Origin of the sequence: uncultured Psychrobacter sp. (assembly GCF_947495825.1) — a bacterium.
Taxonomy (GTDB): Bacteria; Pseudomonadota; Gammaproteobacteria; order Pseudomonadales; family Moraxellaceae; genus Psychrobacter.
On sequence record NZ_CANMAH010000001.1, the window covers coordinates 391,380 to 412,750 of the forward strand.

18 protein-coding genes are annotated in these 21,371 nt (G+C 46.2%); 14 read left to right on the plus strand and 4 right to left on the minus strand.

From position 1 onward, the window contains the following. Positions 1–32 precede the first annotated feature (32 nt). The 8 genes from Q0895_RS01600 (at position 33) to Q0895_RS01635 (ending at position 10,213) form a co-directional block, all read left to right on the plus strand. Entirely contained in the window at positions 33–962 is a 930-nt protein-coding gene (locus tag Q0895_RS01600) for a LysR family transcriptional regulator (RefSeq protein ID WP_299185008.1), read from the plus strand. A 224-nt stretch (positions 963–1,186) separates the two neighbouring features. Further along, positions 1,187–2,383 (plus strand): amino acid aminotransferase, encoded by a 1,197-nt coding sequence (locus Q0895_RS01605; protein ID WP_299185009.1) that lies wholly within the window; start codon positions 1,187–1,189, stop codon positions 2,381–2,383. 230 nt (positions 2,384–2,613) lie between these two features. Beyond that, entirely contained in the window at positions 2,614–4,767 is a 2,154-nt protein-coding gene (locus Q0895_RS01610) for a bifunctional TVP38/TMEM64 family protein/FAD-dependent oxidoreductase (protein WP_299185011.1), read from the plus strand. 52 nt (positions 4,768–4,819) lie between these two features. Next, entirely contained in the window at positions 4,820–6,139 is a 1,320-nt protein-coding gene (locus Q0895_RS01615; protein ID WP_299185013.1) for an ABC transporter substrate-binding protein, read from the plus strand. Beyond that, positions 6,136–7,908, plus strand: a complete 1,773-nt coding sequence (locus Q0895_RS01620; RefSeq protein WP_299185014.1) for an ABC transporter permease subunit — start codon at positions 6,136–6,138, stop codon at positions 7,906–7,908. The genes Q0895_RS01615 and Q0895_RS01620 overlap by 4 nt, the downstream gene beginning before the upstream one ends. A 62-nt stretch (positions 7,909–7,970) precedes the next feature. Beyond that, the gene (locus Q0895_RS01625; RefSeq protein WP_299185016.1) at positions 7,971–8,615 is read left to right on the plus strand and encodes an ATP-binding cassette domain-containing protein; all 645 of its coding nucleotides are present in this window, start codon (positions 7,971–7,973) and stop codon (positions 8,613–8,615) included. 145 nt (positions 8,616–8,760) lie between these two features. Then, a complete protein-coding gene (locus Q0895_RS01630; protein ID WP_299185017.1) occupies positions 8,761–9,429 on the plus strand; it encodes a CDP-alcohol phosphatidyltransferase family protein in 669 nt (222 codons plus the stop codon). Beyond that, positions 9,422–10,213, plus strand: a complete 792-nt coding sequence (locus Q0895_RS01635) for a sterol desaturase family protein (protein WP_299185018.1) — start codon at positions 9,422–9,424, stop codon at positions 10,211–10,213. The genes Q0895_RS01630 and Q0895_RS01635 overlap by 8 nt, the downstream gene beginning before the upstream one ends. 7 nt (positions 10,214–10,220) lie before the next feature. Here the strand turns inward: Q0895_RS01635 and Q0895_RS01640 are convergent, their stop codons facing one another. The 3 genes from Q0895_RS01640 to cobT all read right to left on the minus strand — a co-directional run bounded on the left by Q0895_RS01640 (position 10,221) and on the right by cobT (position 12,981). After that, on the minus strand, positions 10,221–10,784 hold the full coding sequence (locus tag Q0895_RS01640) for a histidine phosphatase family protein (RefSeq protein WP_299185019.1): 564 nt from the start codon (positions 10,782–10,784) through the stop codon (positions 10,221–10,223). Positions 10,785–10,957: 173 nt separating this feature from the next. Further along, positions 10,958–11,905, minus strand: a complete 948-nt coding sequence (gene cobS / locus Q0895_RS01645) for an adenosylcobinamide-GDP ribazoletransferase (protein ID WP_299185020.1) — start codon at positions 11,903–11,905, stop codon at positions 10,958–10,960. Continuing rightward, positions 11,905–12,981: a nicotinate-nucleotide--dimethylbenzimidazole phosphoribosyltransferase gene (cobT, locus tag Q0895_RS01650; protein WP_299185022.1), complete on the minus strand. Its 1,077-nt coding sequence runs from the start codon at positions 12,979–12,981 to the stop codon at positions 11,905–11,907. Before cobT ends, cobS begins: the two co-directional genes overlap by 1 nt. Before the next feature lie 286 nt (positions 12,982–13,267). On the opposite strand from cobT, the gene Q0895_RS01655 reads away from it, so the two are divergent. Together Q0895_RS01655 and Q0895_RS01660 are read left to right on the plus strand one after the other, a co-directional pair. Beyond that, positions 13,268–14,617, plus strand: a complete 1,350-nt coding sequence (locus tag Q0895_RS01655) for a GntP family permease (protein ID WP_299185024.1) — start codon at positions 13,268–13,270, stop codon at positions 14,615–14,617. Positions 14,618–14,870: 253 nt separating this feature from the next. Beyond that, positions 14,871–16,007, plus strand: coding sequence for a glycerate kinase (locus Q0895_RS01660; protein WP_299185025.1), 1,137 nt, complete (start codon positions 14,871–14,873; stop codon positions 16,005–16,007). Between the two features lie 27 nt (positions 16,008–16,034). On the opposite strand, the gene Q0895_RS01665 is transcribed toward Q0895_RS01660, so the two are convergent. Further along, positions 16,035–16,952, minus strand: coding sequence for a LysR family transcriptional regulator (locus tag Q0895_RS01665; RefSeq protein ID WP_299185026.1), 918 nt, complete (start codon positions 16,950–16,952; stop codon positions 16,035–16,037). Positions 16,953–17,209: 257 nt separating this feature from the next. Between Q0895_RS01665 and Q0895_RS01670 the strand changes: the two genes are divergently transcribed. The 4 genes from Q0895_RS01670 (at position 17,210) to benA (ending at position 21,284) form a co-directional block, all read left to right on the plus strand. Next, on the plus strand, positions 17,210–18,370 hold the full coding sequence (locus Q0895_RS01670) for a muconate/chloromuconate family cycloisomerase (RefSeq protein ID WP_299185027.1): 1,161 nt from the start codon (positions 17,210–17,212) through the stop codon (positions 18,368–18,370). Positions 18,371–18,412: 42 nt separating this feature from the next. Continuing rightward, positions 18,413–18,703 carry a muconolactone Delta-isomerase gene (gene catC, locus Q0895_RS01675; RefSeq protein WP_299185028.1) on the plus strand — a complete coding sequence of 97 codons (291 nt, stop codon included), beginning with the start codon at positions 18,413–18,415 and terminating at the stop codon, positions 18,701–18,703. 142 nt (positions 18,704–18,845) lie between these two features. Continuing rightward, the gene (gene catA / locus Q0895_RS01680; RefSeq protein ID WP_299185030.1) at positions 18,846–19,769 is read left to right on the plus strand and encodes a catechol 1,2-dioxygenase; all 924 of its coding nucleotides are present in this window, start codon (positions 18,846–18,848) and stop codon (positions 19,767–19,769) included. A 135-nt stretch (positions 19,770–19,904) separates the two neighbouring features. Next, positions 19,905–21,284 carry a benzoate 1,2-dioxygenase large subunit gene (gene benA / locus Q0895_RS01685; protein WP_299185031.1) on the plus strand — a complete coding sequence of 460 codons (1,380 nt, stop codon included), beginning with the start codon at positions 19,905–19,907 and terminating at the stop codon, positions 21,282–21,284. The last annotated feature ends 87 nt before the right edge of the window (positions 21,285–21,371 follow it).

Consider the following 21,371-nt stretch of genomic DNA (forward strand, 5'->3'; position numbering starts at 1 on the left):
TGTTTTTTTTAATTTATTTATCAGGTTTACTTATGAATATCAGTATTCGTCAGCTCACAGCTTTTATCAAAGTCGCTGACAGCGGCAGTTTTACACGTGCCAGTGACCAGATGTATTTGACCCAATCTGCGGTCAGCGGACTGATTAAAGAGTTAGAGACCAGTCTTGGCATTGTGTTGTTTGATCGCACCACGCGCCAGCTATCTTTGTCGGTCGTAGGCAGACATTTACTGCCGCAAGCTCGGCGGGTCCTTAATGAGATGCAATTGTTTGAAAACGAAGCAAGCAGTCTGATGAGTCTTGCGCAAGGTCAAGTCCGGCTAGCGGTGTCACAATTTGCTGCTTCTTCTATGCCTGCGGTCATCGCTCAGTTTGCCAAAGATTATCCTGATATTAGCGTGACTTTAATAGATTGCTCTGCAGAAAACGTCCTGCAACACATTCAAGACATCGAGGTAGATCTAGGTGTCGGTACGGAACTTGGTTTGATGGAAACTGAGGATGATATTAGTGCTGATTTGTTGTATGAGCTGCCATTTTGCATAGTGATGCCAGATAATCATGCGTTGGCTCAAAAAAAAGAGGTGGTATGGAAAGATTTAATAGATACTCCACTCATTACCTTACAAGGGCCTTTTATTGAGCAAGTGACCGCTGAGCTAGATGAGACGGTTGCCACGCATATTCAGCAAGCGCGCTATAAAGTAAACTTTATGTCGACAGCACTTGAGATGACGCGCCAAGGCTTTGGTATTACCTTATGTCTGCCTTATATGCCAGAAGTCATCGATTGGGTAAGCGCAAATGGCTTACAAATGTGCCCCTTAGCACAGCCTGTTAAGATGCGTAGGTTCTTTATTTATCAGCGTTCATCGCGGGCACTGTCACCTGCCAGCATTGCCTTCAAGCAGTTTTTGCAGACTTATTTTAATAGCCATTTTAACGATTACAAAAGTAGCTAGCGTCAGTAGTTATGATTTTATTGCTATTTTTAAGCGCTATTTTTGAATAGCTATTAGCCATGTCATCAGCACAAAACGCGTGTGAATTATCAAATAGCTTAGCTAATCAGTTAATTAATCAATATGATTGAAACTATCGTTGAGTTAATTGCCAATCTGGTTTATGCTTTTTGGCGGCTTCGTGTCTATTCTTGTGCTTTATTTTATTCTTGTAAGGAAAAAAGATGTTTGAACGTATCGACTACTACGCGGGTGATCCAATCTTGGGGCTGATGGACAAGTTTGCAAAAGACAGCAATCCCAATAAAGTAAACTTGGGCGTGGGTGTGTACTATGACGAAGATGGCAAAATGCCAGTACTTGAATGTGTGAAGACTGCCGAACAGCGTATCGCAGACCCTATCTCTCCGCGTCCTTATCTGCCCATGGCAGGACTGCCAGGTCATCGTAAAGGTTGCCAAGAATTGCTATTTGGTAAAGATGCCCAAATCTTAAACGACGGTCTTGTCGCTACCATCGCCACTATTGGCGGCTCTGGCGCATTAAAAGTGGGCGCTGAATTTATCCACGAGTGGTTCCCGCAGTCTAAGTGCTATGTGAGCGACCCGACATGGGGCAACCATATTGCTATCTTTGAGGGCAGTGACGTCGAAGTTGGCAAATACCCCTACTACGACAAAGCCACTGGTGGCATTAAATTCGATGAGATGATTGCGTTTTTTGAGACATTAAATAAAGACGATGTTCTTTTGCTTCATCCTTGCTGCCACAACCCAACGGGTGTGGACTTGACCAAAGAACAATGGGATAAAGTGCTAAACGTCGTTCAAGAGCGTGAGCTGATTCCATTTATGGATATCGCTTATCAAGGCTTCGGCGAAGATATAGACCGCGACGCTTACCCTATTCGTAAGGCAGTCGATATGGGTCTACCGCTGTTTGTCAGTAACTCATTTTCCAAAAACTTATCGCTATATGGCGAGCGTGTCGGTGGTCTATCAGTGGTTTGTCCGACTACCGATGAAGCCGAGCGCGTCTTTGGTCAGCTGACCTCTATGGTGCGCCGTATTTATTCAAGCCCACCATCACACGGTGGACGTGTGGTCGATATCGTGATGAATGACGAAGCCTTACATGAGCAGTGGGTGGGTGAAGTTTATGGCATGCGTGATCGTATTAAAGCCATGCGTATGAAGCTTAAATCTGTACTAGAGGCCAAAATTCCTGACCGTAACTTTGATTACCTGACCGATCAAAACGGCATGTTTAGCTTTACAGGATTGACACCTGAACAAGTTGAGCGTATGCAAAGCGAGTTTGGTATTTACATGGTTTCCAACTCACGTATGTGCGTCGCTGGCTTAAATGTAGACAATGTCGACTATGTAGCCAATGCGATGGCAGAAGTATTAAAAGATTAACTCTTTAACACAATTTATGAATAAATTTAAAAAGCTGGGCGCTTGCTCAGCTTTTTTTTATTGATATTTTTTGACATTAATCAAAGATAGTCCAAAAAATTATATAACTAGAAAGCGGTAATATGTTACGCTTATACGATATTGAGCAATCGCTCAAAAACAATTAAATTATACCTTAGCTGTCAATAATTCGATATTTAACTTTGCCCCACTAATTAGCCGGACCTTTCATGATTAAAAGAATATTTTTAATACTGTTAATATTGATATTAGCGGCAAGCTTTTTTTATTTTGACCTAAATCAATTATTGACGCTTGATGGCTTAAAAGGGTCAATGGCGCAATTTAACGACTATAAAGCGCAATCGCCACTACTCGTTATCGGTGGGTTCTTTTTGCTGTATGTCATCGTCACCGCCCTATCCTTACCGGGTGCCGCTATTTTGACCTTGGCAGCTGGGGCATTATTTGGCTTATGGCAAGGCTTATTGGTCGCCTCATTTGCCTCTAGCATTGGTGCGACCTTAGCGTTTTTGGCTTCACGTTATCTGCTGCGTGATACGATTAAGCAGCGCTTTCCTGAGCGCTTAGCAGCCATTGATGCTGGCGTGGAAAAAGAAGGCGGGTTTTACTTATTCACCTTGCGCCTCGTGCCGATATTTCCGTTCTTTTTAATCAACTTACTCATGGGTGTCACCGCTATTAGAGCGTGGACATTCTACTGGGTTAGCCAAGTTGGTATGCTTGCGGGTACTTTTGTGTTCGTCAATGCCGGTACGCAACTGGCGCAAATTGACAGTCTGTCAGGGATTTTATCGTTTAATTTGATTGTCTCATTTGCATTATTAGGCTTTTTTCCACTTATCGCAAAAGGGATATTAACTATGCTAAAAAAACGCCGCGTCTATAAAAGCTATAGCAAACCTAAAAAATTCGACCGTAATATGATTGTGATTGGCGCTGGTGCTGGCGGGCTAGTCACCAGCTATATCGCGGCGACCGTCCGAGCAAAAGTGACCTTAATCGAAGCGGGCGAAATGGGCGGCGACTGCTTAAACTATGGCTGTGTACCCAGTAAAGCCTTGATCAAAAGCGCGAAAGTCGCCGAACAGATGCGCCACGCTGAGCGTTATGGTTTGGACAATACGCCACCAGCGTTTTCATTTAAAAATGTCATAAGCCGTATCCATCAAGTTATCGCTGATATCGCGCCAAATGACAGCGTCGAGCGTTATACGGACTTGGGCGTCGAAGTATTAAAAGGCTATGCCAAATTTATCAATCCGTGGACAGTGGAGATTGCGCTAAACGATGGCGGCACGCAAAAACTAACCGCACGCTCCATCGTTATCGCTACTGGCGCGCGGCCGTTTGTACCAGACTTGCCAGGTTTGGAAGAGACCGGCTATGTGACCAGTGATACTATATGGAACAAATTTACCGAGCTTGATGAAGCACCAAAAAAACTGGTGGTGCTTGGTGGCGGGCCCATCGGTTCTGAGCTGGCGCAAGCCTTTGCACGCTTAGGCTCCAATGTGACCCAAATCGAGAGAGGCGCGCGTCTAATGAAAAAAGAAGACGTGGAAGTCTCAGAATTTGCGCAAAAAGCACTCACTGAGAGTGACGTGAATGTCTTAACCTCGCATCAAGCAATGCGCTGCGAGGTACGTGACGACAAAAAATATATTGTGGTGAAACACAATGAGGCAGAAATTGATATTGAGTATGACGAGTTAATTTGCGCCGTTGGGCGTAGTGCGCGCTTAGAGGGTTATGGTCTCGAAGCTTTAGGAATAGAAACTGAACGTACCATCGAGACCGATGACTATCTAGAAACCCTCTATCCCAATATTTACGCTGCTGGCGATGTCGTCGGCCCTTATCAATTTACTCACGTTGCCTCCCATCAAGCATGGTACGCCGCCGTAAACGGTTTGTTTGGGCATCTAAAGAAGTTTAAAGTCGATTACCGCGTGATTCCGTGGACGACTTTTATTGATCCAGAAGTCGCACGCGTGGGCTTAAATGAGCAAGAGGCTATTGAAAAAGGTATCGACTTTGAGATCACCCGCTACGACTTTAAAGACTTAGATCGGGCGGTGACGGAAAGCGCCAACGATGGCTTTATCAAAGTGGTTACGCCAAAAGGCAAAGATAAAATACTCGGCGTGACCATCGTCGCTGAGCATGCTGGGGATATCATGCCGGAATTTATATTAGCGATGAAACACGGTTTAGGGTTGAATAAAATACTCGGCACCATTCATATGTACCCGACATGGGCGGAGGGTAATAAATACGCGGCTGGCGAATGGAAACGCAATCATGCGCCTGAAACGGTATTAAACTTACTTGAGAAATACCATACATGGCGTCGAGGTTAGGTAGATTTTTTATCAATTGCGCTGAAAATATATCATCATAACGGAAACTTAAATGTACGTTATTAAATCTTTACCAGCTATGCCAACGTTAAAAAACTTAAGCCGCTATAGCGCCTATGCTATGGCGCTTAGCGTCTGTACGGTTATTTCTTCAAGCATATCCGCCAGCACTGCCTCACTCACTACCGATGACCTTAATCAAAATTTATCATCTTGGCAGCAAATAGAGGCGCAAGGTAGCAATCAAGACGTCTACTTTTATGCCTGGGGCGGTGACCCTCAGATCAATGCCTATCTACAGTGGGCGGCCAAGCAAGTCGATGACAAATATAATATCAATTTGGTTCATGTCAAATTGAGCGACACCAGTGAAGCCGTCAGCCGTGTACTTGCGGAAAAGTCTGCCGACAATAACGACAAAGGCAGCGTGGATCTCATCTGGATAAATGGCGCCAACTTTGCCACCATGAGCGAGAATTCACTATTACTGAAACAATGGGCGAACAAGCTGCCAAATTTTGCCTTGACCGATCCAGAGAATAATCCTGCCGTTAACTTTGATTTTGGTGTACCGACCAATGGTATGGAAGTGCCATGGGGGCAAGCCTCACTGACTTTTTATTACGACAGCTTATCGACCGACAAGCCACCAACCACTTTACATGAGCTAGTCAATTGGACAGCGCAAAACCCCGGGCGTTTCAGCTACCCAAAGCCGCCTGATTTTTTGGGTATGAGTTTTTTAAAATACGCTTTAGTCATGCTGCACGAAAATCAAGATGCGAGCACAGGCGAAAATACCAAAGCACAGCTCAACCTGCCAGCTACTGAGCAAAATACATACTTAGTGTTAGACCCGCTATGGACGTTTCTCGATGATTTGCATCCAACGCTATGGCGCAAAGGTGAGCAATTTGTGCAAACGGGCGCGCACATGCGGCGCTTGGTCGATGATACCGAGCTGAGTTTAGCCTTTACCTTTTCTGCACCGGAAGTGCCAGCGGCCGTACAGCGGTATGATTTACCCCAAAGTATTCGTAGCTATGCGATGAGCGATGGCAGCTTAAGCAACACCCATTTTGTAGCCATTCCTTATAACGCCAGCCATCCGCAAGCGGCGCAGCTGGTGGCAAACTTCTTGCTAAGCCCAGAAGCACAAGCTAGAAAGCAAACGCCTGCTGTGTGGGGTGATAAAACCGTACTCGTGCAATCAACGCTCGACCCTGAACAACAAGCGCTATTCAAGACTAACAAACAGCATCCGAGCGCCCTACCGGTTGATGCGATAAAACGTACCGTAAGTGAACCACATCCGAGCTGGGTTGATGCCATTATGGAAGGCTGGCAGGCTCGTTATGGGGTCAGCCCATGAGTAAAGATTCTAATAATAAAACGGCTGATGCAAATACGAAAACGACAGCGCCTTATCAGACAGACCTATCTACGCGCATCTTTACGGGCGTTGTATCTTTAAGTCCAAAATTTTTATTGCTACTGCTGATATTACCCGTGCTCGGTGGTTTGCTCAGTGTGTTGTTACCTGCCTTTAGCTGGCTGCCTGCACTTGAGCAAACGACCATTAGTCTACAAGGCTTTCATGAACTTTGGCAGACGCCCGGTCTTAGCCAAATGGTCGCGCTTAGCATCGCCACTGGATTAATCAGCACGTTACTCGCTTTTGTCATGGCCTTAATGATACTGGCAGCTTTTTTTAATAGCATTTGGTTGACCCGTATTGAGCGATTACTGAGTCCAATCTTAGTCATTCCTCATGCAGCGGCAGCCATTGCGGTTGGTTTTTTAATTGCGCCTTCTGGTATGTTTTCACGGCTTATTTCACCTTGGCTAAGCGGCTGGGAGTTGGCACCAGGCGGTATGTTGCCACATGACCCCTACGGCATCAGTATTATTTTAGGTTTAACCTTAAAAGAGCTGCCGTTTTTATTACTCATGGCATTAGGGGCTTTGGCACAGCCAGAGCTGGGTAAAAAGCTGCGCCAACAATATAAAGTTGCGCTCAATCTCGGTTATTATCCCATCACTGCCTTTTTTAAAGCCGTCCTCCCTGTCCTCTATCCTTTGCTGCGATTGCCTATCTTAGCCGTGCTGGCCTATGCCAGTGCCAGTGTCGAGATGCCATTGATATTAGGTCCAAACACGCCGCCGACGCTGGCGGTTACTATCATGCAATGGTTTAACGATGTGGACTTAAACCTACGTATAAAAGCCTCGGCAGGCGCGTTATTACAATTGGCATTGACAGGCGGCTTAATCGCCTTGTGGCTTGGTAGCGAAAAAGCGATAAAAGCTTGCTTTAATGGCATATTGATAAATGGTAAGCGCCACTATGCCGATGTACTCTGGCAAAAAATCACCGCCACGCTTACCACTGTGGTGGTTGGCTTTATTTTGCTGGCGCTCATTGGTCTGGTCATGTGGTCTGTGGCTGGTTTTTGGCGCTTTCCAGCTGCATTGCCAGAGCAGCTTGTGTTATTACATTTTCAAAGTGCCTTTACGCAAATGGGTACGCCATTATTTAATACCATTGCAATCGGTATCGTAAGCACCGTATTTGCCATTGTGCTGACTTTATTATGTCTAGAAGCTGAGCAATTAAGTAAAAAACCACTTTCAACATTGACCAGTTTTATTATTTATCTGCCGCTGTTAGTGCCGAGCATTGCCTTTTTATTTGGTTTAGTTTGGTTACAGCAACTGGTGAATAACCAAACGGCGTTTTTTAATGTGGCGTTTACCCATCTGCTCTTTGTGCTGCCTTATGTGTTTTTATCGCTTGCCAGCAGCTATCGGCGTCTAGACCCGCGTTTTTCTCATGTAGCCGCGAGCCTTGGTGCAACTCCTGCCAAAGTATTTTTGCAGGTCAAACTACCCCAGCTATTTGCACCGATTTTGATTGCCATTGCCCTTGGTTTAGCCATTAGCTTTGGTCAGTACTTGCCGACGCTGCTCGCAGGTGGCGGACGTATCGCCACCATTACCACTGAAGCGGTGACTCTTGCCAATGGTGCCAGTAGGCGCACCAGTGCGGTGTATGCCATCATCCAAATGGCGCTACCGCTAATTGGCTTTATATTGGCGTGGGTATTGCCGAAGTATTTTTTTAAAAGTGGTGGTCGTTAGAAGTCCAGACATTAATCCAGACGTTAAAATTCAATCGTTAAAAACGCAAAAAAGGGTTCTTGATGCAATCATCGTTACAGATAAAAGACTTACAGTTATATCGACAAGGCGAGCTATTGCTCAGCCTAGATGAGCAGATTGTTGGTGGTGAGATACTGACCGTCATGGGACCCTCTGGCAGCGGTAAATCAAGCTTGTTAAATTGGCTAACAGGTACTTTGCCAAATGGTTTTACCGCTACTGGCGAGGTCTGGTTAAATGATAAAAATGTAAGCCATCTGCCGACGCACCTGCGCCATATTGGGGTACTGTATCAAGATGCCCTACTGTTCTCACATTTATCGGTAGCGGGCAACATTGCTTTTGCGATGCCTAAAGGCAGTAAAAACAGCAATAAAAAACAGCGCCGTGAAAAAATAGAACAGGCGTTGGCACAAGTAGGTTTAGCAGGCATGGAAGATCGTCATCCTGATAATTTATCGGGCGGGCAACAAGCACGAGTGGCGCTACTTAGAACGCTATTGAGCGAGCCAAAAGCGATACTGCTAGACGAGCCGTTTAGTAAGCTCGATACCCAGCTACGAGTAGATACGCGCCAATTGGTATTTGAGCAAATCCGCACCCATAAACTCCCTGCTATCATGGTCACCCACGACCATAGCGATGCTGAGGCTGCAAAGGGCAAAGTGATTCATTTAGACCTATAAATTTAGGCCTATGCTTTTAGATTCGAAACTTAGACATCAAAACAGAATATCGCTGATTCACTTTAAAACCGGTACTTCATTCCAGTAGCATGCAGATATTAGCGTATCGATTTTATTTAGAATTTACCATACAAAAGGCACGCACATGCTAGACAAATTTCTTACGCCCATGATTAAGCCAATGCTCGCCCCTGTGGTCGTTGTCTTGCACAAGCGCGGTATCACCGCTGATCAGCTCACAGTGGTGGGCTTTTTAATCGGCATATTAGCGTTACCACTGCTGGCGTTTGAGCTGTGGTATGGCGCACTAGCAGCCATTATATTAAATCGTATTTTTGATGGTCTTGATGGCGCTCTCGCCCGCCATGCACAGCAAAGCTCAAGCGCAGGCGGCTACTTAGACATTACACTCGACTTTTTATTTTATGCAGCGGTACCACTTGGATTTATCTTGGCCAATCCTGAACAAAACGCCATTGCAGGTGCGTTATTACTTGCCGTATTTATCGGCACAGGCTCTAGCTTTTTAGCCTTTGCGATTGCCGCAGAAAAGTTTAAACTGGATAGACCACAGTTCAAATATAAAAGTTTTTATTATTTAAACGGTTTGACAGAAGGCACCGAAACCATCGCGCTGTTTATCGCTTTTTGCATCTGGCCGCAGCACTTTGAATTACTCGCTAGCATCTTTGCAACGGCCTGCGCGATTACGATTTTTACCCGTATTTATGGTGGTTATCATACCCTTAAACAGCTAGAGGCTGATGTTAGCAGCTCAGCTGGTTTAAACCCTCAAGAGGTAAGCAATGACTAACGAAGTATGGTGGCGTCTTGGGTTTTTTTTCAGCATCTTAGTCATTATGATGCTGATTGAGTGGCGCATACCTGCCCGCACCGCGCCCATTAAAAGCCGTACACGCTGGTTTGCCAACTTTGGCTTGGTGTTTGTATCATCAGTCATCGCTCGTCTAGCCGTGCCAGTTGGGCTGACAGCGGTGGCACTTTATAATCAGCAGCATGGAATTGGTCTATTTAATATTATCGATTTGCCAAGCATCGTCGTTATCGTATTAAGCTTAATATTGCTCGACATTATTATTTACTGGCAGCACCGATTATTTCATCGCGTACCTATTCTTTGGCGGCTGCACCGAGTCCATCACGCCGATGCGCATATTGATGCCAGCACAGGCTTAAGGTTTCATCCCATTGAGATTGTCTTAAGCATTTTAGTGAAGCTCGTTGCCGTCAGCTTATTGGGCGTTCCTGCCATTGCAGTGCTGATATTTGAGATTGCGCTAAATGGCTTGGCAATGTTTAATCATGCCAATATTCGCCTGCCACCTGCGATCGAAAAACCGGCACGTCTGATATTGATGACGCAGATTTTGCACCGTATTCACCACAGCCAGCGCGTCAGTGAAACCAACTCAAACTATGGCTTTAGTGTCATTTGGTGGGATTGGATCTTTGGTAGTTATAAAGGCGCGGCGCAGAAGCCTGATGATGAGCTAGATATTGGGCTAAAAGAATATCCCTCACCCAAACAAAACGCCTTACTATGGGGATTATTGGTTATGCCGTTTAGAAATAAGTGAGCCATAGCTAAATGCCTGAAAGCGTCAAATAACTACACTCTCCATACGTCACTGAAGCTGGCCAATCTGCTGCTATTTTGGGTACTTCGTGACCAGCGGCGAGTATTTTTGCAGCAGTTATCCAGCCCGCATGCCCGATAGCGAGTATGGGCGCGAGGCCGTTTTGCTCTGCCCAGACTATCTTTAACCAGCCTTCAACACGCTCAAATAGCTGCTGCAAGCTCTCACCACCATCGGGGGCAAAGTGAGCAAAATCAGCACACCAGTCATCGATTTCTTGCTTGGCGATTTGCACCCAATCTTGGCCATCCCATTTACCAAAATTAATCTCAGCGAGCTCAGGGGCGACATGACAGGCAAAACCGCGCTGCGCTAATATCTGCCCGACTTTGAGTGAGCGCTGTAACGGGCTTACCCAGATCACCTTTGGCAGCTGATGCCGCCGCACAAAACGCTCGATACGATGTGCCAGACGTTTTAATTTGCGCATATCGACGGCCACATCACTCTGGCCGATGCAGCGCCCGTCAGTGGCCATGGGTTTTGGATGCCGCCAAATATAAAGCGTCATTGCTTGATTCGCCTCCTGTTTTTTTATAGTCAATTCACCATAAAATAAACACAGTGCTACTGGGATGAATTTTTCGTAGCATCTGTCTGCGTAGGCACAGCAAGCAAGGAAAATTTATACCAGTAGCGCGTCATAATACTTGTACTCTTTTCATTTAGGACTGACTATATACTTTAGACAAAAGGTATAGAAACAGCCAGCCCAGCATAAATGGCAACTTCACTCAGCTGTTGTGTCGCCCCTAGCCCATCACCCGTATAGCCATCTAACCGCCTGCGTAATAAGCGGCGCATATAGTCTGTCGCCAGCAATGCCAATATCAGCGCTACTATCCATTGGTTCAGACCAATCTGCTGCACTGTGCTCGGCAACAAGAAGACAACGAGCGCGCCTGCTACCAATAGCCAACCACTACTGAAAAACCCTTGTAGCGGTGTCAACTGCTGCGCCATCGGTTTAGCCTTGGCATGCTCGACTTCGCCGCCATACGGCAATAGCGCAAGCAAACTGATACATAATAAGCGCGATGCGGTATGAGCAAGAATTAGCGCGACGATAGCCACCGATGACGGCATGGACGCTAATAAAGAAATCTTAATCAATAGCGCCGACACCAGACCTAACACGCCGTATGTGCCCAAACGTGAGTCTTTCATAATCGTTAAAGTGCGCTCGCGGGTCAGACCACCGCCCAGTCCATCACAGCTATCGGCAAGACCGTCTTCGTGAAAGGCGCCAGTCAGCCTAACCCCAAAGACCGTACTTATCACCGCCGCGACCAAAGGCGTAAACAGCAAACTGGCCAGCCAAAACACACCAGCGCAAAGCAGCCCAACGAGCAAACCAACGGCGGGAAAATGACGACTACTCTGGTGTAACCACTGCGGATCGTAGGTTTTAAACGCGGGCACCGGCAGGCGCGTCAAAAACTGTACTGCAACCAGTAACAGTATGCCTTCTTGTTTGATACATTGACCAATGCTTGGCGACGCGACAAGCTGCTGTGACGGCGCTGATCGATCTGAAGGCGCGTTTGCTGACTGCTGTGTTGGTTGCTCCGATGACTGATTTACTGACTGGTTTGGCAATTGGTTTGGTGGCTTGTTTAGTAACTTTGACATTAGCTGTTTTGCTCACTGATGCTAGCATCGCTAAAGCTTGCCATCTCGTTTATAAAGCCGCAAGCGGACTGCAATAGCGGATAAGCAAGCGCAGCCCCGCTACCCTCGCCCAAACGCATACCCATATTGAGTAGTGGCTCAGCATTTAATCGTTTTAATAAATGCGCGTGCCCTGGCTCGACCGAGTGATGGGCAAAAATGGCATACTGCGCGACACCTGGCGCTAGATGCTCGGCAGCCAATAATGCACTACTGGCAATAAAACCATCAATTAATAAAATACGGTGCTCACTGGCGGCCTGAATCAGCGCCCCTGCCATCATAGCGATCTCAAGCCCGCCTAATGCCGCCAGTACTTCTAATGGCGTCTGTGCGTTTTTATGCCGCTGCAATACTTGGGTCAAAACTGTTGTCTTATGCTGTAGTCCTGCATCGTCAAGTCCTGTACCGCGGCCGATACAATCCGCAATCGACACCTCACCCAAGCGTGCCAGTAACAGACTCGCCGCCGACGTATTGCCAATACCCATCTCACCGACGATGAGCAAATTACCTGCCAGGCCTTTAGCCACTTTTATACCATTGTTTAGAGCAGCGATGCACTCCGCTTCGCTCATGGCAGGCTCGCTCATGGCATCTCGGCTACCGTATCGAACTTTATAATCGAGCAGCTGCGGATGGTCTTTAAAAGGAGAATTGGCAAAGTCTGCATCCACTCCCGCATCGACGACCTTTAGCTCGATATTATGCTGGCGGGCAAACACATTGATCGCCGCGCCGCCTTGCAAGAAATTATAGACCATTTGCGCGGTGACAGCACTTGGATAAGCTGAGGTGCCATGTTTGGTCAAACCGTGATCGGCAGCAAACACTCGAATTTGCGGCTGATAAATCTGCGGCCTCGTCGTCCCTTGAATCATACCGATTTGCAGCGCCAGCGACTCTAAACGACCCAGCGCGTCACGTGGTTTGGTTTTGAGGTCGATGATTTGCTGTAGCTGTTGGCGTAGCTCGTTATTTTCTATTGTGGCAATGGTTGGGGCAGTAAAGGTGGGCAAGATAGTCAAGGCAGTCATCCTAATGTCGATGCTATTAAACAAAGAGACATACTAGCAGAGTATGGGGTTTTTGGCATAACCAAAGGCAGTTGATACCGCCTGCTGTGTTAAATAAATTTCCTCGCTGCCTGTATTTGCTATAGAATATGCGCCTTTAAAAACTCATATCATGACTGCTGTTGTTCTATGATGGCTTTGCTTGATGGCAGATGCTTGCTGATAAGCATATCAGCACTGACACAAGCACGAGCATAACCAGCGACACAAGCCGTGATGATATCCACCCTATTATGTAGAGACAGTAATGATTGTATTTTGGCTTGTGCTGACCATTCTTTTTATTATTTTTGCCACCGCAAAGCTAAAATGGCATCCTTTTTTAGTGCTGATCCTATCTGCCTTTTTGGTCGCGCTATTTTATCAAGTACCGCTCAACACCGTTGCCAAGACTATCTCTGATGGTTTCGGTGGTATCTTAGGCTATATTGGTCTGGTCATTGTTTTTGGTACTATCATCGGGCTTATCCTAGAAAAGACCGGCGCTGCCATTGTGATGGCGGAGTCTGTCATCAAGGTTTTGGGGCCACGCTTCCCAACTTTGACCATGTCTATCGTCGGTTCTGTCGTCTCAATCCCTGTATTTTGTGACTCAGGTTATATTATTTTAAACTCATTAAAAGAGTCTTTGGCCGAGCGCTTAAAAGTATCTAGCGTGGCGATGAGTATTGCTTTAGCAACTGGTCTATACGCCACTCATACCTTTGTGCCGCCGACCCCAGGGCCCATTGCTGCAGCGGGTAACTTGGGCTTAGAGTCCAATCTAGGTTTGGTCATCATGGTCGGCGTGGTAGTGACAGCGGTTGCGGTATTGGCAGGCTGGTGGTGGTCCAATCGTTTTTTGAATGTCACGCCTGATAATACAAGTGCACCCGCAGCGACAATGCCTGACAATATCAAAACACGCGATGATTATGGCAGTATGCCGTCTGCCACGATGGCGTTTTTGCCGATTATCGTGCCTATCGTCTTGATTTGCTTATCTTCTATTGCCAACTTCCCAAGCGCGCCATTCGGTAGCGGCACGCTGGCAGACATCCTCATCTTTATTGGCAATCCTTTGACGGCACTGCTTATTGGGCTGTTTTTATCGTTTTTACTGATCAACACTGAACAAAAAACGCAGGAGATTAGCGATAGCATCTCGCAAGGTCTCGTGGTAGCAGCACCTATCTTGCTCATCACTGGCGCAGGCGGTGCGTTTGGCGCTATGCTAAAAGTCACACCCATTGGCGACTATTTAGGCACCACACTATCGGCATTGGGGCTGGGTATTTTTATGCCATTTATCGTCTCGGCTGCGCTAAAAACCGCACAAGGCTCGACCACTGTCGCGCTGGTCACCACCTCAGCGATGGTCGCACCGTTATTGGATCAAATTGGTCTCGACAGCGAGCTTGGCCGCGTGTTTTGTGTGATGGCGATTGGCGCCGGTGCCATGACGATCTCGCATGCTAACGATAGCTTCTTTTGGATTGTCAGTCAGTTTAGCCGTATGAGTGTCGCGCAAGCGTACAAAGCACACTCAATGGCGACCGGCATTCAAGGTATGACCAGCATCCTCTTTATCTGGCTGTTGACCTTGGTATTTATTTAATTGCTGGTTGATAAAATCATGCAAGTATGTTCAGTTCAATATAAAAATGTTATAGCAAGGCTGATAGAAATTTTTGCAGCCTCTGTCAGCAACGGCACAGCACGCCAGAAAATTTTTATCGGCCTTGCTGGTCAATAAACACATGACTCTTTTATTTAGAATCGACTATAACATTTATACCAGTAGCGCTATGTCGTTTTTAGAATGAATCGACCATATAAGCAAAAAATATAAGATAAGCAAAGAGAAATACATGAAAATTTTAATTGCCCCCGACTCATTTAAAGAAAGCTTAGAAGCGCTGGATGTTTGCCGCGCTATTCAGTCTGGTTTTAGTCAGGTGTTTCCCAATGCTGACTATACGCTGCTGCCCATGGCTGATGGCGGCGAAGGCACCTCTGCGGTTCTCTCTTATGTACGGGGCGGACGCTGGAAAGAAGTGACGGTCAACGATCCACTTATGCGCCCCATCACCGCCAAGTATCTATTACTAGAAAACGAGACGGCCGTGATTGAGATTGCACACGCCTGCGGTCTGCATTTATTGACGACGGATGAGCGCAGCCCGCTAGTCACCAGCACTTACGGGGTGGGTGAGCTGATCGCCGATGCGTTGGATGAAGGCGTCAAGCGCATCATTATTGGGCTAGGCGGTAGTGCTACCAACGACGCCGGACTCGGTATGCTAATGGCGCTGGGTATTAAGTTTTATGATCATGATGGCATGCCTTTGGTACAAGGCGGTAGTGCGCTTGCTCATCTGTCACAGCTAGATATCTCACAACTACATCCAAAACTGCAAGATACCACCTTTGAAGTGGCCTGCGATGTCACCAATCCATTATGCGGATCATCAGGAGCTAGTGCTATCTTTGGGCCACAAAAAGGCGCTAGCCCTGAGCAAGTGGCGCTACTAGATAAGGCACTAAGTCATTTTGGAGAGGTATCTGAACAGCATGGCTATCAAAGCTGTCAAGACGTCGCGGGTGCTGGCGCTGCAGGCGGTCTTGGCTTTGCCTTGATGAGCTTTTGCGGAGCTAATCTTAAATCAGGGTTTGATACCGTGGCCGAGGCGGTCAGCTTACAAGCGCACATTACAAACGCTGACTTGGTGATTACTGGTGAAGGCAGGCTCGATGCCCAAAGCGCCATGGGCAAAGTCGCAGGTGGTATCAGCCAACTTGCCAAAGCTGGCGGCAAACCTGTGATTGCCATTTGCGGTAGCGTAGACAAACTGACCGCAGCTCAAGCCAGTCACTTTGACATTGTCATGCCCAGTATCCAAAAACTAGATAGCCTAGATAAGGTATTAGGCAGTGCTTATGACAGTATCGAGACCACTGCGGCCAATATTGCAGCGGCTATTAAGCTTGGGCAACGCATAGGATAAGCCCTATTTATAATGGTTAATGCTTGCTTATATCTCTTCACGTTTATAATTAAAGCCTTCTTCGTCGTATATTTGGTAAGTGACGGTTAATAAGGTTTTTAATAGCTCTGACTTATCAAAATGCCTTACACTCATGACAATAGGCGAGGTTAAGAGTCCATCTTCAAACGGAATATAAGCCACCTCTTGACTTCGCATATGCTCAAGCGTCTTTGGCACGATCGTCAGCCCTTCCCCTGCTGCTACTAGGCCCAACGCAATATGTAACTCACGGACTTCGGTAAAATAATTCGCTTTTAAGTTACGCGCCTCAAATAACTCCAATACATAATCAATAAAACTGGGACGCGGCGCTGTCGGATAGAGCAATAAATTCTCATTTGTCAGATCCATCAGGCGCACGCCAGCTTGTTGTTCTTGTGCCAAACGATGTCCTGAAGGAGCCGCAACGACCAAACTCTCTTCTCTTAATAACAACCGCCTAATAGAAGCATCTTCAAATAAAAGCCTGCCAAAACCCACATCTATTTTGCCATCTGTTAGCGCTTGTGTTTGCTGCCAAGAGTTCAGCTCATATAACTTAATATTTATATTGGGATAAATCTCACGAAAGCGTGCAATCACTCTTGGCAATATGCCATATAGTATTGATGATACAAAGCCAATAGATAACGAGCTGTCGAAGTTGCCCTTACGCATCGTCATGGCCCGCAGATTGTCTGATTTTGTCAATATCTGAATGGCATGATCATAAAAAAACTCACCCGCTTCAGTAAGTCTTAAAGGGCGATTTTCTCTATCAATGAGCGTCACCCCTATCTCTTCTTCTAATTGTTTTATCTGCCGACTAAGCGGAGGCTGAGAGATAAATAAGCGCTCGGCCGCTTTATTGAAACTCTTTTCTTCTGCTACTGCCACAAAGTAGCGTAAATGCCTAAGCTCCATTTTCATCTTCCTTGACTTGGCTATAAATGTGTTTCAAATAGGTATATCAGAAGCCAACAACAAGGACGAACCTTATCCCTAAGCTTTATACCTATGGGAACATAACATGATAAAGGTTAAACCACAAAATACCTAAAAGGTATTAAAAATGAACTAAATAGGTCTTAGACATGGCTTTATTTAACATCTATAGTTCTTATTAAGCATAAGGATGTACGGCAGATAAATTAAAGATAACGCTTATGTTAAGGACAACTATGATTCGCTCAATTAACACCTTGCTAGTACCGATACCGACGATTCGAGAGCACAAGCTCGCTTGTACGGTCATGAAAGAGCAAGTATTAGTCTTAGTACATATTCAAACAGAAGATGGCTATGAAGGCTGGGGCGAAGCGACCACTATCGGTGGTCTAAGCTATGCTGAAGAAAGCCCTCACAGTATCAAGACTAATATCGATACCTACTTTACCCCCCTGCTATTGAAAGAGCAGCCAGCGAGCACGGCAAAAGCCATGCAGCTGCTCAGTCTGCATATCAATGGTAACCGCTTTGCCAAATGCGCCATCGAAACCGCCCTACTCGACATTGAAGGCAAACGCCTAAACCTACCCGTTAGCGAGCTCATCGGTGGACGCGTACGGGATCGCATTGAAGTGGCGTGGACCTTGGCCAGTGGCAATACCGCAACCGATATCAGCGAAGCCAAACAAATGGTCGAGCAAAAAAAACACCGCATCTTTAAATTAAAAATCGGTAGCAACCCTATCCTTGATGATGTTGCGCATGTATTGGCAATTAAAAAAGCCCTGCCTGATTGCCGTATTAGCGTGGATGTCAATCAAGCATGGACGGAGCTTGATGCCACGCAAGGTATCAGCCTACTGCAAGCGGGCGGCGTTGACTTAATAGAGCAACCTATCTCTATGCGCAATCAAGCGGGTCTAAAACGTTTAAAAGAGCGCTTTGATGTGGCCATCATGGCAGATGAAATTGTCCATGATCCACAGAACGCTTTTCAATTAGCCGCCAATCACTGTGCTGATGTCTTTGCCGTCAAGATCAATCAAGCAGGCGGACTCAAAGCAGCTTGTCTGATCGGTCAAATGGCACATCTGGCTGGTATTGAGCTGTATGGCGGCACAATGCTAGAAGGCCCGATTGGCACTGCCGCATCGGCGCATGTGTTCTCAACTTATCCTAGCCTAGCCTTTGATACTGAGCTTTTTGGCCCTCTGTTATTGACAGATGATGTGCTAGCGCAGCCACTTGACTATCAAAACTTTGGCTTGACCGTGCCCACAGGCGCTGGGCTTGGTATAGAAGTCGATAGAGACAAGGTTTATCACTATGCCGAACAGGGCAGCGGCGTCTTGCCCAAGCTTTCGGAGAAAAACAAATATACCGCTGACACTTAATGCAGTTAAGTTTATTTACTAACAACTAATAAGGAAATAGCAATGTTATATCACGTGAGAATGGATGTTTTGCTACCCACAGATATGGATGCTGATAAGGTTAACGAACTAAAAGCCACCGAAAAGGCACTCTCGCAAAAGCTACAAGAACAAGGCAAATGGCGTCATATTTGGCGTGTGGCGGGCGAGTATTCTAACTTTAGCATCTTTGATGTCGATAGCAACGAAGAGCTACACGACATTATGATGTCGCTACCCCTTTATCCGTATATGAAAGTCGAGGTCACGCCATTACTACGTCATCCCTCTTCTATACGTAGTGATGACAGTTAAAAAGTAATAATAGTTAAAAAAAACATGACAGCTAAGCCTATAAAACTATTTTTTAGATGTACCAAGATATCGAGCAAGTCTGCTCGATACCATCTTAATTATCTACACGTTTGTTTAATTAATTCCTCACTAGGAGAGAGACATGGAACGTACTCAAATTGAAGCATTGGCCAACCAGTTCATCAAAGGCAAGATTGACTTTCCAGATCAGGTCAATCCACGCGTACAAGAAATCGTCCTACGCATCGTAACCGACCTCATGCAAACCATTAACGATCTCAACATCACCGCCGATGAATATTGGGCGGGGGTCGAATATATCGGAGATCTAGGCAAAGAAGCCGGTCTACTCTCACCGGGGCTTGGTTTTGATCACTTTATGGACTTGATGATTGAAGAAGACTTAAAGGCCGCCGGTCTTGACGGTGGCACTGTTCGTACCATCGAAGGTCCACTTTATGTCGCTGGGGCGCCAGAAGAAAAAGGCTTTGCGCGTTTAGATGATGGCACTGATCTTGATAATGGTACGGTGCTGTTTATGCAAGGATACGTCTATGGCGAAGATGGACAGCCACTACCCAACGCCAAAGTTGAAGTATGGCACGCCAATAGCTTAGGCAACTATTCATTCTTTGATGAGTCGCAGTCGCACTTTAACTTACGTCGTAGCATTATCACCGATGAAAACGGCCATTATGCTTTTCGTAGCATTGTCCCATTAGGGTACTCAGTGCCACCAGAAGGGATGACCCAAAAAGTATTGAGCGCGCTTGGACGTCATGGTCATCGCCCAGCTCATATTCACTTCTTTGTAAGTGCTGATGATCATCGTAAAGTAACCACGCAGATTAACATCGATGGCGATGAGTATTTATGGGATGACTTTGCCTTTGCTAGCCGTGAAGGTTTGGTACCAGAAGTGACGATGGTTGAAGACGCGGACAAGCTACAAGAAAAAGGACTGGATGCACCCTATGCCAGTATCGACTTTGACTTTCATCTGGTCAAAGACATTGATGAGCCAGTACAAGGCAGTGAAGTTGAACGCCGCCGCGCGCAAGCTTAGTTGTTATTGAATACCAGCTATTGAACCCCATTAGCTCCTAAATTTTTTAGATTTTTGCTTGATAGGCACACAGTTGTCGTATCAAGCGCCGCACCCTAACATCGTCTAACACCGTTATTTACAAGGAAGACAGCCATGAGCGATCGAATTAATCTTGTACCTGAAGGATCAGATATCGCTATCGATGAATTTTTAGAAGAAGATAAAGAACAAGGGATTTATCGCCTGCATCGCAGCGCCTTTACCAACGAAGAGCTATTTGAGCTTGAGATGAAACATATCTTTGAGAGCAATTGGGTTTATCTGGCTCATGAGACGCAAATCCCTGATAACAACGACTACTACACCTCATATATTGGGCGTCAACCGGTCATCGTTGCCCGTAATAAAGAAGGTGAGCTGCACTGTATGATTAATGCCTGCTCACATCGCGGCGCTCAGCTGTGCCGTCACAAAAAAGGCAACAAAAGCACTTATACCTGCCCGTTCCATGGTTGGACTTTTAATAACTCAGGCAAGCTGTTAAAAGTGAAAGACCCGCGCGGTGCTGGTTATCCTGAAGGCTTTAATAAAGATGGCTCGCATGACTTAAAGCAAGTCAAACTTGCCAATTACAAAGGCTTCTTATTTGCCAGCCTTAACGATGATGTCGAACCAATTGAAGACTGGCTGGGCGGCTCAACCAAAATCCTCGATATGATTGTCAATCAATCACCAGAGGGTCTAGAAGTATTACGCGGCACCTCAACCTATACCTTTGATGGTAACTGGAAGCTACAAGCTGAAAATGGCGCTGATGGCTATCATGTGTCGGCGGTGCATTGGAATTATGCGGCTACAACGGCTCGCCGCAAAGAGCAAGAAGCGGCCAAAGAAGATAACATCAAAGCCATGAACGCTGGTAAATGGGGTCGTCAAGGCGGCGGATTTTATTCTTTTGAAAATGGGCATTTACTGCTTTGGACGACATGGGAAAACCCACAAGATCGTCCAAACTACGCTTATCGTGAAGATTATATCGCCAATTATGGTGAAGCAATGGCTGATTGGATGATTGGACGCTCGCGCAACTTATGCCTATATCCAAATGTCTATATCATGGATCAGTTCAGCTCACAGATACGTATGCTACGCCCATTAGCCGTTGATAAGACTGAAGTCACCATTTGGTGTATCGCGCCAAAAGGTGAGAGCGATGAAGCACGTACTCGCCGCATTCGTCAGTATGAAGATTTCTTTAACGTGACTGGCATGGCAACACCAGATGACTTAGAAGAATTTCGCTCATGCCAAGAAGGCTACAACGGTATCAAACTTGAATGGAATGATATGTGCCGAGGCTCTGAGCATTGGATAGAAGGCGCTGACGAAGGCGCAAAAGCCATTGATCTTAAACCTTTATTGAGCGGGGCCAAGACCGAAGACGAAGGCTTATATACCGTACAGCATCGCTACTGGCATGAAGAGATGAAAAAAGCCCTAGAGCATGAGCAGCAGTTGCACGGCGCAGGATAATATGAGCGCTATGTATAAGACACTTATCTAAAGCAACAGAAGGCAGGTATTCAAGCCAAATATGTTGCCAGTCATTTGCTGCAATAT